This is a genomic window from Streptomyces beijiangensis, assembly GCF_017315755.1.
GTDB classification, from domain to species: Bacteria; Actinomycetota; Actinomycetes; order Streptomycetales; family Streptomycetaceae; genus Streptomyces; species Streptomyces beijiangensis.
Map to the genome: position 1 here is coordinate 1 of NZ_JAFLRJ010000179.1, position 14,380 is coordinate 14,380.

Below are 14,380 nucleotides of genomic sequence, written 5' to 3' on the forward strand. Positions count from 1 at the left end.
CCAAAATCTCCGCCAAATGCAGCGCGCGCTGCGGTGCGTCCCTCCGGTGCAGCAGACCACCCAGATGCATCAGGCAGGAGTTGTCCGCCCCGCACAGCACATCGGCTCCGGTCGACGCGGCGTTGCGGATCTTGTCCTCACCCATCGCCACCGAAACATCGGAGTTCTTCACGGCAAAGGTCCCACCGAACCCGCAGCACTCCTCCGCCCCCGGCAACTCCCTCAGCTCAAGTCCCTTCACCCCTTCGAGGAGTCTGCGCGGCCGGTCCCCCAGGCCCAGCATGCGCAGTCCGTGGCACGAGGGGTGGTAGGTCACGGTGTGCGGGAAGTACGCACCGACATCGGTCACCCCCAGCACGTCCACCAGGAACTCCGTCAACTCGTACATCCGCGGGACAAGCGCGTCCGAGACACGCTGAAGCTGCGGGTCAGAGCCCTTGCGAGCCATGCGCGGGTAGTTGTCGCGCACCATGGCCGCGCACGACCCGGAGGGGGTCACCACATGGTCGTAACCCTCGAAGACGCGGCCCATCCGCCGCATCAGCGGCTCGGTCTCGCGCCGGTAGCCGGTGTTGAACTGGGGCTGCCCGCAGCAGGTCTGTCCGGGTGGGAAATCCGCCTCCACCCCGAGTCGTTCAAGGAGTTTGACGACGGCTACGCCCGTGGACGGGTACACCGCGTCGTTGACGCAGGTGACGAAGAGTGCGACACGCATAGGTCGGAGCTTATGCCGACGTCGGCTGCCTCCGTAAGGGGGTGGATGACCATGGTGTCCCCGAGCGGCGTATCGGCATCAACCGGACTGCGTCATGCCCAGGCGAGATGCACGGCTGCCGGGGACCGGTGGATCATCGTCGGGCGCATCTCCACCGGGCGGTCGTCCGCGAGCCGCAGGCCCGGCAGGCGTCGGGCGAACAGGCCGACGGTGAGGCGGAGCTGTTCGCGTGCGAGCTGTACGCCGGGGCAGGCGTGCACCCCGTACCCGAAGGCCAGGTGGCGGGAGCCGCGGCGGGTGATGTCGAACGCGTCCGGCCGGTCGTAGCGAAGGGCGTCGCGGTTGGCGGATCCGTACGCGACGAACACCGCGGTGCCGGGCGGGAGTTCCGTGCCGGAGAGCGTGACCGTACGGGTGGTGATGCGGCGGAACCCCTGGAGCGCGGTGTCGTAGCGTGCGGCTTCCTCGATGGCCTGGGGGATCAGCTCCGGCTCTGCGCAGAGGCGTTCCCACTGCGGGCGGTGGGAGAGCAGATGCAGCAGAGTGGTGCCGATGAGGGCCGTGGTGGTGAGGTGGCCGGCCAGGAGGAAGTTCTGGAGATGCGCGACCACCTCGTGGCGTTCGTCGAGCGTGAGGTCGCCGGTCCCGGGGGCGAGCGCTTCGAGGAGGCCCGAGCAGAGGTCGTCGCGGGGCTCGGCACGGCGCTCGCGGATGCAGCGGTCGAGGAGCCGCTGCATGGTGACGACGTCGCGGGCAGCGGCGAGCTGTTCCGCCGGGTCGAGCGGGCGGAAGAGGAGTTCCTCGGCCCGATGTCCGCCGCGCACGGCGACCGGGACGTCGGCGGGGTCGAGACCGATGAGCCGGCCGATGACCCGGCCCGGGAGCTTTGTCGCGTATGCCCCCATGAGCTCGGCCGTACCGCCGCCCTCGCGCACCAGGGCGTCCACGAGCAGTTCGGCCTGTTCTGTCATATACGGGATGATCGCGGCGACCCGCGCGGGCGAGAGGCCCTGCACGATCGGGGCCCGTAATCGCTGATGCGTCTCTCCGTCGGAGGTCACGACGACCGGCCGGCCGCCGAAACCCTTGCCGAGTTCCGCCAGTACAGCGGGCGAGGGGAGCACATCGGGTCGCAGCGCGTTCGCCGAGGAGAACTCGTCGGGCCTGCGCAGCACCTCCCGTACATCGGCGTCCCTGGCGATCAGCCATGCGTCGAGCTCGGGCACGAAGGTCAGGCCTTCGACTCCGCGGGCGCGTGCGTAGTGCGGGTAGGGGTCGCGCGTCAGCGCGTCGAGCGTGTCGTGCTCATGCCTCTCCACGGGACCATCGTGGCACGGCTGTCAACGCGCCCGGTCTCATGCGTTTTTCACGCAGCGCGTTTACCGTGGCGCCCGTGACCCAGACAAGTCCGCCCGGCTGGCACGCAGACCCCGGGCACACAGGTATAGGACCCTTCCAGGAACGCTGGTGGGACGGTGAGCAGTGGACCGACGCGCTGCGCCCGATGGAATCCGCTCCCCCTTCGCTCGCCCGCCGTCGGGTTCGCATGGGGATAGCCGTGGTGGCGGGGGTGGCGGTGGTTGCCGCCATCGCGGGCGGTGTCTATCTGCTGACGGACGGATCCAAGGACAGCGGCGGCTCGTCGGACACGGCAGGCTCCGCACCCTCGACCGCCCCCTCGCAGCCCGGCGGTCCCGGCGGGCAGGAGGGACAAGGCGGACAGGGCGGGCAGGGCGGTCCTGGCGGCGGCGAGAGCCAGGCACCCGAACAGCAGCAGCCGCAGACCGAGGCCGGTTACGCCACCGACCTGGCCAGCGGGATCAGCATCCCGGTGCCCGACGGCTGGACAGGTGCGTCCGGCCAGCTCGGCGCGGGGGTGTCCACGGGTACGTACAAGTGCCCCGGCGACACCACCGCCAAGTGCTCGCGCGGCGGGGTCTTCTCGGCGCCCGCGATCGCCTGGAAGATCCAGGCCACCACGGCCAAGGCGGCCGCGGAGAAGGATATTTCCCCCAACGCCACGGAATCGTACGGCGGGAAGAGCTACGGGGCGATCACCTCGCACCAGCAGCTCAAGTCCGAGGCCGTCACGGTCGCCGGACAGCCCGGCTATCTGGTCCGCTGGAAGGTGGTGACGAAGACCGGCGAGGACGGGTACGTCCAGTCGGTGGCCTTCCCCTCCCCCGGCGACTCGGCCACGCTGGTCGTCGTACGTTCCGGATTCGACGTCAGCAGCAAGGCGCCCGCGCTGTCCGTCATGGACACCATCACCAAGGGCATCAAGGCCGCTGCCGTGGACGGATCAGGTTCGGGCAAGACCACCTGAAGTTCTGACGAACCGGCTCAGGGAAGCACGAGCCAGTCGGCTCCCACCGCAGCGACCAGCCCGGCTCCGAGCAGCCAGCTCGCGAGCCGGGTACGGCCGCTGCGGCTGAGTTCGATCACCACGCCGCACAGGATCAGGGCGAGCCCGTAGTCGGCGACGACCAGGAGCGACGCCCGGCTGGCGAGCCGTACCCAGAGAACCAGGGCCATGGCGACCATCAGCACGGAGGCCACGGCGATGCGCACCCGCCGCGCCTGACGCGGCGTCATCCCTTGCCGCTCGGGCCCTGCCTCGGGCTCGGGATCGGATATGACTGCGTCCACGGCCTGGCTCTGGTCAGATGCGCTCATGGGGCGGAATCGTACCGGCGTTCAAGAGATCGCTCGGCCCACACCCACCGAATCACCACGTTTGGCGGCGCGGCTCACGACGGCCGTCTCGACATGGGTGATCCCCAGGCCGGCCAGGTCGCGGGAGAGGAAGCCGTACAGAGCTGCCAGGTCCGGGAAGTACGCGGCCGCGTGCAGGTTCGAGGGGCCCGACGTCGCGAACGCGCCGTGCACCGAGGGGTAGTCAGCCAGTGCCTGCCCGGCGGCGGCCAGATGGTCGGGAGCCACCTGCAGCAGGAGCTTCGCCTCGATGGGCAGCCCGAGACGCCGGGAATCGATCAGGACCTGGGTGATCAGGCGTCCCTGGACGGCCAGTTGGGCCAGGCGCCGGCGCACTGTGGTCTCCGCGTGTCCGGTGCGGGTGGCCAGGGTCGCGGCGGGCAGGCGCGCGTCGGGGGCGAGGGCGTCGATGAGGGACTGTTCCAGGGGGTCGGTGTCGACGCCGTACGGGCCCGGAGAGCCGGAAGATCCGGACGATGTTCCCGCCGCGCTCAGGGCCGTGCGTTCAGCTGCGGTCAGCACCTGGTGTCGCCACTCGGAGGTCAGCCGGAATACGTGAAGGACGGTGGCGCTCTCCAGGGACGTGACCGCCTGGGTGGAGGGCAGCTGTCGGAAGACCAACGGGTCGCGCGAACCCGGTTCGGTGCGGGCGACCGCGAAAATCTCGTCGCCCGCGGTGGAGACGTCGATGAACGGGATGTCCTCGCGCGCCGCGAGTGCGGCGACGATCGTGTCCAGTTTTCCCCGCAGAACCCGGATGCGCAGGAAGAGGGCCCCGGCGGAGCCCCCGTTGCGCGGCCGGGCGACCGGTGAGATCACCACGCGCACGGTCCCGTCGGCGCCGAGCACGTGCAGGCGGCGGCGCACGGTGGCAGCGCTGAGGCCCAGCACCTGGGCCACCCGTTCCGCGGTGACACGGCCGTCGCACTGCAGAGCGGCCACCAGCCGCTGGTCCAGGAGGCTCAGTACGGAATCCGCCGATGCGCGCGCCATGAGCGCAAGTTTCGCTCATATCGCGGCTGTGCGATGCCCGTTCCGGTGGACACGCCCCAAGGATGGAAGTCGTCCTACCCGCCCCGTCCCTGACGTTCGTCAGCGGACCCGAGACACGAAAGGAACAGCCATGATCATCGACCCGCGCATCTGGTTCCCCATCCTGGTCGGCTGACTGCCACCGCATCCGGAGAGGGGGCTTGCGGGCTGCCGCGAGCCCCCTCTCCGCTCTACACGCTTGGCTACGGAGGTCCACGTGCCCGCAGACAGGAAACGCGAAAAAGTACGGTTCGCCAGCGGTGACACCTCGTGCGCCGCCTGGCACTATCCGGGGTCCAACGGCGGCTGCGTGATCATGGCCGGAGGGACTTCGGTGACGAAGGAGCCGGCCTCGGACCTCTTCGCCGCACGGTTCAACGACGCCGGTTTCGCCGTCCTTGCCTTCGACCACCGGCGGTTCGGGGAGAGCGGGGGCGCGCCTCGCCAGGTCGTCCGGATCGGTGAGCAACTCGCCGACTGGCAGGCCGCGATCGAGTGCGCGGCCGGTCTGCCCGACGTCGACCCGGCCAGCATTTCGGTCTGGGGCTTCTCGCTCGCAGGCGGCCATGTCTTCCAGGTGGCGGCCGGCCATCCGAAGCTGGCCTCCGCGATCGCACAGACACCGCTCGTCGACGGGCGTGCGATCGCTCCCCACGCGCTGAGCGCCATGACGACCCTCGCGCTGCTGCGGCTCTTCGGCCGCGGCATCGCGGATGCGCTCGGCAGCCTCGTCGTCCGGCCGCCCCTGCTGGTCCCGGCCTCCGGAGCACGCGGTGACGTCGCCTCCTTGACCACACCCGACGCCATGGACGCCGGCCGGGCCCTGGATCCCGACCACCGCCATCCGGGCTGGGAGCAGACGGTGGCCGCACGCATCGTGCTGCGGCTCGGGTGGTACCGGCCCGGCCGCCATGCCTCCCGGATCCGGTGCCCCCTGCTGGTCGTCGTGTGCGACCAGGACCAAAGTGTGCTCCCGGGACCCGCCGTCAGCGCGGCGCGCAACGCACCGGAGTCCGAGGTCGTCCACCTGACGGGTCGTCATTACGCGCCGTTCCTCGAAGCACATGAACAGGCCGTCGAGGCGGAGATCTCGTTCCTGGAAAAACATCTGCCCCCTTCCCGGCAGCAACCCCGGAACCCCTGAACACCTTGTGGGAGCGCTCCCAGCTCCCGCATGGTGTGCTGCATGACCACTTCTCCCTTCATCAGGCCCTACCGCCCCGAGGACCGCACCGCGCTGTACGACATCTGCGTACGAACGGGCCACGAGGGCGGCGATGCCCGCCATCTGTACGACGACCACGACCTGCTGCCCAGTCTCTTCGCCGCGCCCTACGCCGAGTTGGAGCCCGACCTCGCCTTCGTCGCCGACGACGGGGACCGGGCCGTCGGATACATCGTCGGGACCGCCGACACAGCCGCCTTCGTCGAGCGCTTCCGTACGGAGTGGATCCCGCGCCTCGGGGGCCGCTATCCCGACCCCGCCGGACCGCTCCTGACAGCCGACGACCAGATGGCCGCCCTGCTGCACCGGCCCGAGCGCATGCTGGTGCCCGAGCTCGCCGCCCACCCTGCCCATCTCCACATCGATCTGCTCCCCGGACACCAACGCGCAGGACTCGGGCGGGCCTTGATGACCCGGTTCCTCTCCACACTCGCCGCGAAGGACGTGTCCGGCGTCCATCTGGGCATGGTCACGGCCAACACCGCGGCCCGGGCCTTCTACGACCGGGTCGGCTTCCACGTAATCCCGGTGCCCGACGCAGGTGAGCTGACCTATCTTGGCCGCACCACAGCAGGAGGTGTCGCTTGAAGCTGCTCACCGTCAATGTCGGCAGGCCACGGCCCAACCCCTGGAAGGGGATCTCCTCGACAGGTATCGACAAACAACCCGTCGATGGACCGGTGGCCGTCACTGCCCCCGGCCCCAAGGGCGACGGCGCGGTCGGGCTGGCCGGTGACCGGGTCTACGACGTCAAGCACCACGGCGGAACCGACCAGGCCGTCTACGCCTATGCGCGGGAGGATCTCGACGGCTGGGAAGCGGAGTTGGGCCGGAAGCTGCCGAACGGCTCCTTCGGCGAGAACCTCACCACTCTCGGCCTGGACCTCAACGGCGCCCTGATCGGCGAGCGCTGGCGCATCGGTCGAGACGTCGTGCTCGAGGTGTCCGTCCCGCGGATCCCCTGTGTGACCTTCCAGGGATGGCTGGAGCAGGAGGGGTGGCTGAAGCGGTTCACGCAGGCTGCCGTTCCCGGTCCGTATCTGCGGGTGATCGAGCCGGGCGAGATCCGTGCCGGGGACCCGGTCGAGATCATTCACCGGCCGGGGCACGACGTGACGGTAGCCCTCGCATTCCGTGCGTTCACCCTTGAACCGGAACTGCTGCCACGGCTGCTGGTGGCGGATGCCCTGCCCGCGGAGGACAGGGAGATGGTCCGCCGTCGTACCGCGGGCGGATCTCAGGGCTGACCCTGATGACCTGCGGTCCCTGCCCGCATACCGTCAATCGGACCGGCACCGTTCCGTGGACGCCGTACGGGGGACACTCGGGGGAGGTCGCCGTCCACGGAACGGAGCGCCGAACCTTCGCGGTCGCGCGGTTCATGCGCGCAGATACGTCAGCACGGCCACCACGCGGCGGTGGTCGAGCAGATCCGCTGCCAGCCCCAGCTTGGTGAAGACGTTCCGTACATGCGTCTCGACCGTCTTGCCGCCGATGACCAGCTGCCGGGCGATGGCCTCGTTGGACCGGCCCTCGGCCATCAGACCGAGCACTTCCCGCTCGCGCGCGGTGAGTTCGTCCAGCGGGCCCGCGGTGCGCGGTGTGTGCAGCAGCCTGTCGACCACCAGCGGGTCCACGACGGTCTCCCCCGCCGCGACCCTCTTCAGCGCCCCGGCCAGCTCGCCGATGTCGGCGACGCGCTCCTTGAGGAGATAACCGAATCCGCGCGGGTTGTCGGCCAGCGCCCTTACCGTGCCCGTCGTCTCGATGTACTGCGACAGCAGCAGCACTCCCGTCCCTGGATACGCGGCACGGACCTGTGCCGCGGCGACCAGGCCCTCGTCGGTGTGGGTCGGGGGCATCCTGATGTCCAGCAGCACGGCGTCGGGCCGGTGTTCGGCCACCAGACCGAGCAGCAGCGGGCCCGCCTCGCCGCACGCCGCGGGCACCTCGAACCCCTCGTCCACCAGGAGTCGTACGATGCCCTGCCGCAGCAGCACCGAGTCCTCGGCCACGATCACCCGCACGGCAGCTCCGCTCTGATCCTGGTCCCGCCGCCTGCTGGAGAGTGCACGTGCAGCACGCCGTCGACGGCGGCGATACGGTCGGCGAGACCGCGCAGGCCGCTGCCGCGCCCGCTGTCGGCGCCGCCTATGCCGTCATCGACCGTCTCGACGACCAAGGTGCCCTCGCTGTGACGCGCCGAGACGCTGACAGCCCTGGCCCTGGCGTGCTTGGCCGCGTTCGCGAGCGCTTCGCAGACGGTGAAGTACGCGGTCGACTCGACGACCGGGTCGTAACGCCGGGGGTCCGCCGCCACGACGACCGGCAGCGCCGCCTGCTGGGCCAGCGCTGCGAGCGCGGGGCCGAGGCCCTCGCGGGTGAGGACGGCCGGGTGGATGCCGTGTGCGATCCCCCGCAACTCCTCCAGGGCGAGCTTCAGGCTGCTCTCGACCTCGGCGACCGACCGGCGCAGCGACAGGTCCGGATGGCCGACGAGGCCTTGGTCGACGCGGCGCAGCGACATCAGCGCGAAGACCAGCCTGGCCTGCGCACCGTCGTGCAGGTCCCGCTCAAGGCGGCCGCGTTCGGCCTCGGCGGCCTGCACGATCCGGCTGGTGACCTCTTTGGCGCGGTTGCGCAGCCAGAGGTTCTCCAGCGCGAGCCGCAGGGCCGCCCCGACGGCCTGCAGGAGTTCCGGGTCCTCGGCGAGTACGGGGTCGTGGACCAGGAGGGCGAGGGGTGTGCCGCGCGAGGAGTCGACGCGCGTGGAGCCGGAGCCGGTCGCGCGTACGGGAAGGCTTTCAGCGTCGGCGTACCGGCCCTGCTCCTCCTGCCACAGACCGAGCCGGAGGCCGGGGTCCCCGAGCACCCGGGCCAGCGCCTCGCGCAGTCTGCCCGGGTCGGGGTCAGCGCCCACCTCGATGACCAGGCCGCCGACTTCGGCGCGCTGCAGCTGCATACGGAGGAGTCCGGCCAGGAAGGCAAGCGGCACCGCAGCCTGGGCGAGGTCGGAGAGGAGGAGGACGACGGACTCGGCGGGACCGCTCAGCGCGGGCAGCGCGTAGTGGATCAGGTCCCAGAGAAGGAAGGAGGTGGCGATCGCGACGGCGATCCAGGCGGGCAGGAGTGCCCGGCGGCGTGCGACGGAGGCATGCCGCCAGCGGCGTACGATCGCCGCCAGCATCACGAGCGTGATCGCCCAGCCGATGGCACGGTAGCCGGCGTCCACGGCGTCGAAGAGATGCGCGGCGCCCGGCACCAGGAGCGGGTTGGGACCGCAGCCGTGGCAGGCCAGGTAGGTGGCGTCGGTGGAGATGCCGGGGTCGAAGGCCAGCGTGCGCAGCAGTCCGCCGACGGCGACGAGTCCGTACGAGAAGACGACCAGCCGCCTCGCGAACGCGGAGGCCACCCGCCCTTCGGGGAAGGCCAGCACCAGATGGACGAGGACCGCCATGTTGAGCGCCTCCCACCAGGCGCCGACGGCGAAGAGCGCGGGGACGGATGTGCCCTGGAGGTTGCCGAGGAACCAGGTGACGCCCTCGGCGACCATCAGCAGTCCGGTGCGGTTGCCGGGCCTGCGCCACCAGGCGACCAGTCCCGCCCCGGCGTACGCCCAGCCCACCGCGAGGTCCCGCGCGATGTCCGCGCCGGACCCGCCCGCCTGTGCGTATGCCCAGCTGCCTGCCGCCCCCGAGGCGACCGCCGCCGCGGCGGCCGCGCCCCACCGGAGGCTCGGCGCCCGCTTTCCCTGCCTGTCCACGCGCCACACCGTAGGCCATGCCCGTGTACGGGCGTACGGGGCGAGCACGCCGGGCACGGACATTCAGCAACGCGGCGCGCGACCGTACCCACGAATTCTCAGAACGGGTGGCCGATCAACGCCACGCTGGGCATGCTCGTCACTCATGGACGCCGAACCCGCTCGCGAGCCCTCTCCCCCTGCGGGCCCCGACAGCCCGCAGGATCCCGGTCCCTCGAACTGGTTCCGTCGGATTCCGATTTCGGCAGGTGCGCGAGGCGGCCTCGTGGGCGGCCTCGTGGGCGCCGGCTCAGCGGCCGTCACGGGTGCCTCCGTCATGCCCGGCATGACGCCCGCAACCGCTGGGGCCGTACTTGCGGGCGTGACGGCGGTTTCTGTACCCGCCATATTTTTCGCTCTCTGGCGGAGAAATGCCAGGCAGGCTCAGAGAGTGTCAGCTGGGCGGGAACGGTTGCGTGCCGCGGAAGACGGCTTCGAACAGGCGCTCAGGCCCCCGGCACTGCTTGAGGGCGCCAACCTCGTAGTGCACGGCAACGTCGTGTTTCCGCAACCAGGCGCGGACTCCCCGAGAGATGAGGACGAGCAGGAAGAACCCAGTTCACAGAACGGCCGGCGCGTGATCACCGATGCCTCCGCCCCCAGAGACACACGGCTCACACTGTCCCACCTGTGGGCCGTCAACCACGGACGCCTCGACCTCTACCACGAAATCGCGCTGGGCCAGGCGTCTCGTTCCTTTCGCAACGCCCAGGCCGCCATGGTGCTCGGCTTCGTTCTCCTCGTCGCGTTCGTGATAGTCGCCCTGCGTGCCGACACCACCGCCGGGAGCGTCGTCGCGGGCGGCCTGGGTGCGGTCGCAGCCGGATTGGCCGCCTACGTGAGCCGTACGTTCATTCGCTCCCAGGAGACCGCCGCCGGCCACTTGCGCGCGTACTTCGACCAACCGCTGGAATTCTCCCGGTACCTCGCCGCGGAACGCCTCATCGCCGACTCAGGATTGAGCGAGGAGCAACGCGCCACCGCGTTGACCGTGTTGGTCGAGGTCATGGTCGGGCGGGGCGAGCAAGGTCGGCCCGGCGGAAACGGGAACGCTGACCCGGCCGAATAGATTGCCCAGTGCCAAGACCCGCAAGATCGTTGGTCTTCACACGCCGGCGATCAGCGGTGGCCGCAGCCTTCCCGCAGCCGAACCATGAGCAAGATCAAGGGCTATGGCCGGAGGTCACGCTGGTACCAAGTGCCTGCCTTGCCGCCGAGATCGGCCGGGGTGGCAGGGCCATCCGGGACGAACCCGGCCTTGGCCAAGACCTTCTGGGACGCGGCGTTGTCGTGGGAGGTGGCCGCCCGCAGTGTGCGCAGGCCGTGCATCTCCGTCGCCATCCGGCACAGCTCCCGGACGGTCGCGGTCGCCACGCCACGGCCGGCGACCCGCTCAGCGACCCGGTAGCCGAGTCTGGCAGTGCCGTCTTCCACGTCGTACAGGTTGAACCTGCCGAGTACCGAGCCGTCCTCGGCGACGAGCACGTAGAAGGCGCAGATGCCGGCCTCCTGCTCGGCCAGTGAGGCGTTGTACCGGTCGGTGAAGTGGTCGAAGAATTCGTCGCCGCGGTCGGAGATCGACGCGGCGAAGTAGGCGCGGTTCGCCAACTCGAAGGCCAGGACCGCCGAGGCCTGGCCGGCACGCAACTGCTTCAGCTCGGGCATTGCCCGACCCTACCCAGATCGTCAGCTGGAACCATAGGAGCTCACGGGGGCGGACAGTTCAGGCTCCGGCGCGGGGTGAGAGAGGGGCCGGGAGGCGGCGAACGAACGACGGCAGTGGCCGATGAGGTGCTGCGTGGCAGGATTCGTCACGGAAGTCCAGACCAAGGAGAGGACGGTCTCCGCCTCGACGCCCTCGATGGGGAGGGCTGTCAGCCAGGGCGCCTGCTGGGCGGCCATGGATGCGGAGATGATGGCGACTCCGAGACCGCGGATCGCCAAGTCGGCGACCGCGGCGGGCGCTCCCGCCTGGAGGGTGATCCTCATACGGACGCCCATCGCCGTGCAGGCGTCGTCGAAAGCGGTGCGTACTCCGGTACCGCTCGGCAGGCTGATGAGTGAGTAACGTCCCAGGTCGGCCAGGGTCGTTCGGCCCTGTGAACTGAGCGGGTGACCGACCGGCACGGCGGCGACGAGGGGCTCACGGGCGATCTCGTACGCTTCCAGGCCTGCCGGATTCGTTACGGAGGTGCCTACCAGGGCCAAGTCGATCATGTTGGCGCGCAGCCGTTCCACCAGGCGTTCGGAGGTGTCCTCCAGCAGGGTGATCTCCACGCCGGGGTGGCTGCGGTGGAAGGTGGAAAGGGCGTCGAAGAGTGTGGTGACTGTGCAGGCGGTCACCATGCCGACCACAAGCTTGCCCCGCACGAGGCCGTTCACGTCGTCCACCGCTTGGCGAGCCGCCTCGACAGAGGCGAGTGCGGCCCGGGCATGCTCAAGTGCGGCGATCCCGGCCGGTGTGAGCCGAGCCGTCCGGCCCGAGCGGTCGAAGAGCTGCGCCCCGAGCTCGTTCTCCAATTGCCTGACCTGCGAGCTCACCCCGGACTGGCTGATGTGCACCCGCTCGGCCGCGCGCGTGAAGTTCGCTTCCTCGGCCACAGCGATAAAATACTCTAATTGCCTCAGCTCCATGTCCGCTGATTCTAGCGACCGCCAATTCCATCCGTCCCGCTTGTCGTCCGGCGGTACTCGCACCGTCCGCGGCCAGGCGGCGGACGCGGGAGTCCTGCGGGTGCCAGAGAGACGGCCTCTGCCCGCGCGGCCCGGTTCAGTTCCTCCGTGGCGCGGCCGCGGCTTTCCATAGCCGCAGGTTCTGGCCGCCAGAACCAACAGGTGTTGGACCTGCGTGCTTTATGAGGCCAACCTTGACGGTACTGAGTTCGGTGCTCAACGAGAGGGATCACATGTCTGTCGAAGAGAAGGCGTACAAGCCGGAAGACCTGACGCGCCTGTTTGTCGAGCGCGCCAATAAGGGCGACGCGGCAGGGGTCGCGGAACTCTATGAGGAGGAGGCGGTCATCGCCTTTCCGCCGGGGCAGCTGACGGTGGGACGCGATGCCATCCGGACGCTGTGGGAGAGGGCTCTGGCGAGCGGACCCCACTTTGAACCGGAGCCGCCCCTGCCGACCTTGATCAGCGGGGACATCGCGCTCACGTCCACCCCGCCGAAGGACGGCGCCGGTGCCCGCGCCCAGGTGGTACGCCGTCAACCCGATGGCACGTGGCTGCGCGTTCTCGACCAGCCCGAGTTCGTCTCGCCCAGTAACTGACCGGCGACACCGCCGCGGCGCATCTGGGCTCGTTCCATTGGGACGTTGGTGGATGTTGGTGGTCGTCTCTGCCGCGACCCGGCGTCGTGGCCCTGAACGCAGGCGCCTGCTCCTTCGCCCTGATCCGCGGAAAGGATTTCCTGGCCGCCCGGACACGTCAGACCGGCGCCGAGACAGGCGAACGGCTGAGCGTCATCTGATCCCGCATCGTCCTGAAGGTCGTCGCGGTGCCGGATCAGATCCGGTCGAGTGCGTAGCGGATGACCGCCTGGGCAGGATGGCGACTGCCTCAACCTGCGCGTGAACAGGGGTGTTCCTGGGAACGGGACAGGATCATGACAGAGATCACCAAGACTGCCACCCGCCCTGTCCACCCACTCCGCCAGCTCATAGCCGCCTCCATCGGCAATGCCGTCGAGTGGTACGACTGGTATGCGTACACCTTCCTGGCCACGTACATCGCCGGGGAGGTCTTCCCCAAGGAGTCCGGGAACTCCCTGGTCCCGCTGCTGTCCACCTTCGCCGTCTTCGCCGTCGGCTTCTTCATGCGGCCCGTCGGCGGGCTGCTGATGGGTGCGGTCGCGGACCGGCGCGGTCGCAGGGCCGCCCTGACCGTGACCATTCTGCTGATGGGCGGCAGCAGCCTGCTGGTGGGGCTCACGCCCACGTACGACGCGGTCGGCGTGCTCGCCCCGGTGTTCCTGGTGGTCGCCAGGCTGCTCCAAGGGCTGTCCGTCGGGGGCGAGTTCGCCGCGTCGACCACCTTCCTCGTCGAATCGGCGGGACCGGGACGGCGCGGGCTCTTCTCCAGCTTCCAGTACGTCTCCACCACGGCGGGCCAGCTCGTCGCCTCCGGTGTCGCCACCCTCCTCGTCGACACCCTCAACGAAGGGCAGATGGACGGCTGGGGCTGGCGCGTCCCGTTCTTCGCGGGCGCGGCGCTGAGCCTGGTCGGCTTCTGGATCCGGCGCGGTGCGCAGGAGACGCACCAGGAGGTACAGGAAGACGCGGCGCGCCCCGGGCTCTTCGACGCCCTGCGCCACCATCCGCGGCAGTCGCTGCTGATCTGCGGGATCACCGCGGGCGGCACCCTCGCGTACTACACCTGGACGTCCTATCTGCCGACGTACGCCGAACTGAACGCGGGGATCTCGAAGTCCGACGCCCTGCTCGCCTCCACGCTCTCACTGGCCTTCTTCGGGCTGCTGCAGCCGGTCGGCGGTCTGCTCTCGGACCGCTTCGGCCGCCGCCCGTTGCTGCTCTTCTTCGGTGTCGGATTCGCCCTGTTCTGTGTGCCGTTGCTGCGCTCCCTGAACGGCTCCTTCATCTCGCTGCTGATGGTCCAGTGCGCGGGGATGGTACTGCTCACCGGGTTCACCTCGATCTCGGCCGCGGTCAACGCCGAGATCTTTCCCGCGCGGGTGAGGGCGGCCGGCATCGGCTTCCCTTACTCGCTGACCGTCGCGCTCTTCGGCGGGACCGCGCCGTACGTCGGCACGCTCTTCAAGGAGATAGGGCACCCCGGACTCTTCCCCTGGTACGTGGCCGCGCTCTGCGTGGTGTCGTCCGTGGTGTACCTGCGGCTGCCGGAGAGCGCTCACAAGGAACTGGCGCGCTGA

15 protein-coding genes are annotated in these 14,380 nt (G+C 69.8%); 7 read left to right on the forward strand and 8 right to left on the reverse strand.

The features are described 5' to 3' along the window. Together J0695_RS19730 and J0695_RS19735 are read right to left on the reverse strand one after the other, a co-directional pair. On the reverse strand, positions 1-715 hold a 715-nt coding region (locus J0695_RS19730), incomplete at its 3' end, for a (Fe-S)-binding protein (RefSeq protein ID WP_206963424.1). A gap of 92 nt (positions 716-807) precedes the next feature. After that, positions 808-2,034 (reverse strand): cytochrome P450, encoded by a 1,227-nt coding sequence (locus J0695_RS19735; protein WP_206963425.1) that lies wholly within the window; start codon positions 2,032-2,034, stop codon positions 808-810. 74 nt (positions 2,035-2,108) lie between these two features. On the opposite strand from J0695_RS19735, the gene J0695_RS19740 reads away from it, so the two are divergent. Beyond that, the gene (locus J0695_RS19740) at positions 2,109-3,041 is read left to right on the forward strand and encodes a DUF2510 domain-containing protein (protein ID WP_206963426.1); all 933 of its coding nucleotides are present in this window, start codon (positions 2,109-2,111) and stop codon (positions 3,039-3,041) included. A 17-nt stretch (positions 3,042-3,058) separates the two neighbouring features. Here the strand turns inward: J0695_RS19740 and J0695_RS19745 are convergent, their stop codons facing one another. Next, a complete protein-coding gene (locus J0695_RS19745) occupies positions 3,059-3,391 on the reverse strand; it encodes a hypothetical protein (RefSeq protein ID WP_206963427.1) in 333 nt (110 codons plus the stop codon). Between the two features lie 21 nt (positions 3,392-3,412). Continuing rightward, a complete protein-coding gene (locus J0695_RS19750) occupies positions 3,413-4,423 on the reverse strand; it encodes an Lrp/AsnC family transcriptional regulator (protein ID WP_206963428.1) in 1,011 nt (336 codons plus the stop codon). A 256-nt stretch (positions 4,424-4,679) separates the two neighbouring features. On the opposite strand from J0695_RS19750, the gene J0695_RS19755 reads away from it, so the two are divergent. The 3 genes from J0695_RS19755 to J0695_RS19765 are packed head-to-tail and all read left to right on the forward strand — an operon-like array spanning position 4,680 to position 6,934. Next, the gene (locus J0695_RS19755; RefSeq protein ID WP_206963429.1) at positions 4,680-5,606 is read left to right on the forward strand and encodes an alpha/beta hydrolase; all 927 of its coding nucleotides are present in this window, start codon (positions 4,680-4,682) and stop codon (positions 5,604-5,606) included. Between the two features lie 42 nt (positions 5,607-5,648). After that, positions 5,649-6,275: a GNAT family N-acetyltransferase gene (locus tag J0695_RS19760; RefSeq protein ID WP_206963430.1), complete on the forward strand. Its 627-nt coding sequence runs from the start codon at positions 5,649-5,651 to the stop codon at positions 6,273-6,275. Continuing rightward, positions 6,272-6,934, forward strand: a complete 663-nt coding sequence (locus tag J0695_RS19765; protein ID WP_206963431.1) for an MOSC domain-containing protein — start codon at positions 6,272-6,274, stop codon at positions 6,932-6,934. Before J0695_RS19760 ends, J0695_RS19765 begins: the two co-directional genes overlap by 4 nt. A gap of 132 nt (positions 6,935-7,066) precedes the next feature. On the opposite strand, the gene J0695_RS19770 is transcribed toward J0695_RS19765, so the two are convergent. Further along, complete coding sequence (locus tag J0695_RS19770; protein ID WP_206963469.1) at positions 7,067-7,708, reverse strand: LuxR C-terminal-related transcriptional regulator; 642 nt, start codon at positions 7,706-7,708, stop codon at positions 7,067-7,069. Beyond that, positions 7,705-9,450, reverse strand: a complete 1,746-nt coding sequence (locus J0695_RS45445) for a sensor histidine kinase (RefSeq protein WP_307798695.1) — start codon at positions 9,448-9,450, stop codon at positions 7,705-7,707. Before J0695_RS45445 ends, J0695_RS19770 begins: the two co-directional genes overlap by 4 nt. A gap of 451 nt (positions 9,451-9,901) precedes the next feature. Between J0695_RS45445 and J0695_RS19780 the strand changes: the two genes are divergently transcribed. Further along, positions 9,902-10,558, forward strand: coding sequence for a hypothetical protein (locus J0695_RS19780; RefSeq protein ID WP_206963433.1), 657 nt, complete (start codon positions 9,902-9,904; stop codon positions 10,556-10,558). Positions 10,559-10,659: 101 nt separating this feature from the next. On the opposite strand, the gene J0695_RS19785 is transcribed toward J0695_RS19780, so the two are convergent. Continuing rightward, positions 10,660-11,154, reverse strand: coding sequence for a GNAT family N-acetyltransferase (locus tag J0695_RS19785; RefSeq protein WP_206963434.1), 495 nt, complete (start codon positions 11,152-11,154; stop codon positions 10,660-10,662). Between the two features lie 21 nt (positions 11,155-11,175). Continuing rightward, on the reverse strand, positions 11,176-12,123 hold the full coding sequence (locus J0695_RS19790; protein WP_206963435.1) for a LysR family transcriptional regulator: 948 nt from the start codon (positions 12,121-12,123) through the stop codon (positions 11,176-11,178). A gap of 272 nt (positions 12,124-12,395) precedes the next feature. Here J0695_RS19790 and J0695_RS19795 point away from each other — a divergent pair, with 272 nt between their 5' ends. Both J0695_RS19795 and J0695_RS19800 read left to right on the forward strand, forming a co-directional pair. Then, a complete protein-coding gene (locus J0695_RS19795; protein ID WP_206963436.1) occupies positions 12,396-12,761 on the forward strand; it encodes a YybH family protein in 366 nt (121 codons plus the stop codon). Between the two features lie 335 nt (positions 12,762-13,096). Further along, positions 13,097-14,380: an MFS transporter gene (locus J0695_RS19800; protein ID WP_206963437.1), complete on the forward strand. Its 1,284-nt coding sequence runs from the start codon at positions 13,097-13,099 to the stop codon at positions 14,378-14,380.

Coding starts and splice junctions, on each gene's coding strand:
- J0695_RS19745 (WP_206963427.1), bottom strand. CDS start 3,391: ATGAGCGCATCTGACCAGAGCCAGGCCGTGGACGCAGTCATATCCGAT.
- J0695_RS19750 (WP_206963428.1), bottom strand. CDS start 4,423: ATGGCGCGCGCATCGGCGGATTCCGTACTGAGCCTCCTGGACCAGCGG.
- J0695_RS19760 (WP_206963430.1), top strand. CDS start 5,649: ATGACCACTTCTCCCTTCATCAGGCCCTACCGCCCCGAGGACCGCACC.
- J0695_RS19785 (WP_206963434.1), bottom strand. CDS start 11,154: ATGCCCGAGCTGAAGCAGTTGCGTGCCGGCCAGGCCTCGGCGGTCCTG.
- J0695_RS19790 (WP_206963435.1), bottom strand. CDS start 12,123: ATGGAGCTGAGGCAATTAGAGTATTTTATCGCTGTGGCCGAGGAAGCG.
- J0695_RS19795 (WP_206963436.1), top strand. CDS start 12,396: ATGTCTGTCGAAGAGAAGGCGTACAAGCCGGAAGACCTGACGCGCCTG.
- J0695_RS19800 (WP_206963437.1), top strand. CDS start 13,097: ATGACAGAGATCACCAAGACTGCCACCCGCCCTGTCCACCCACTCCGC.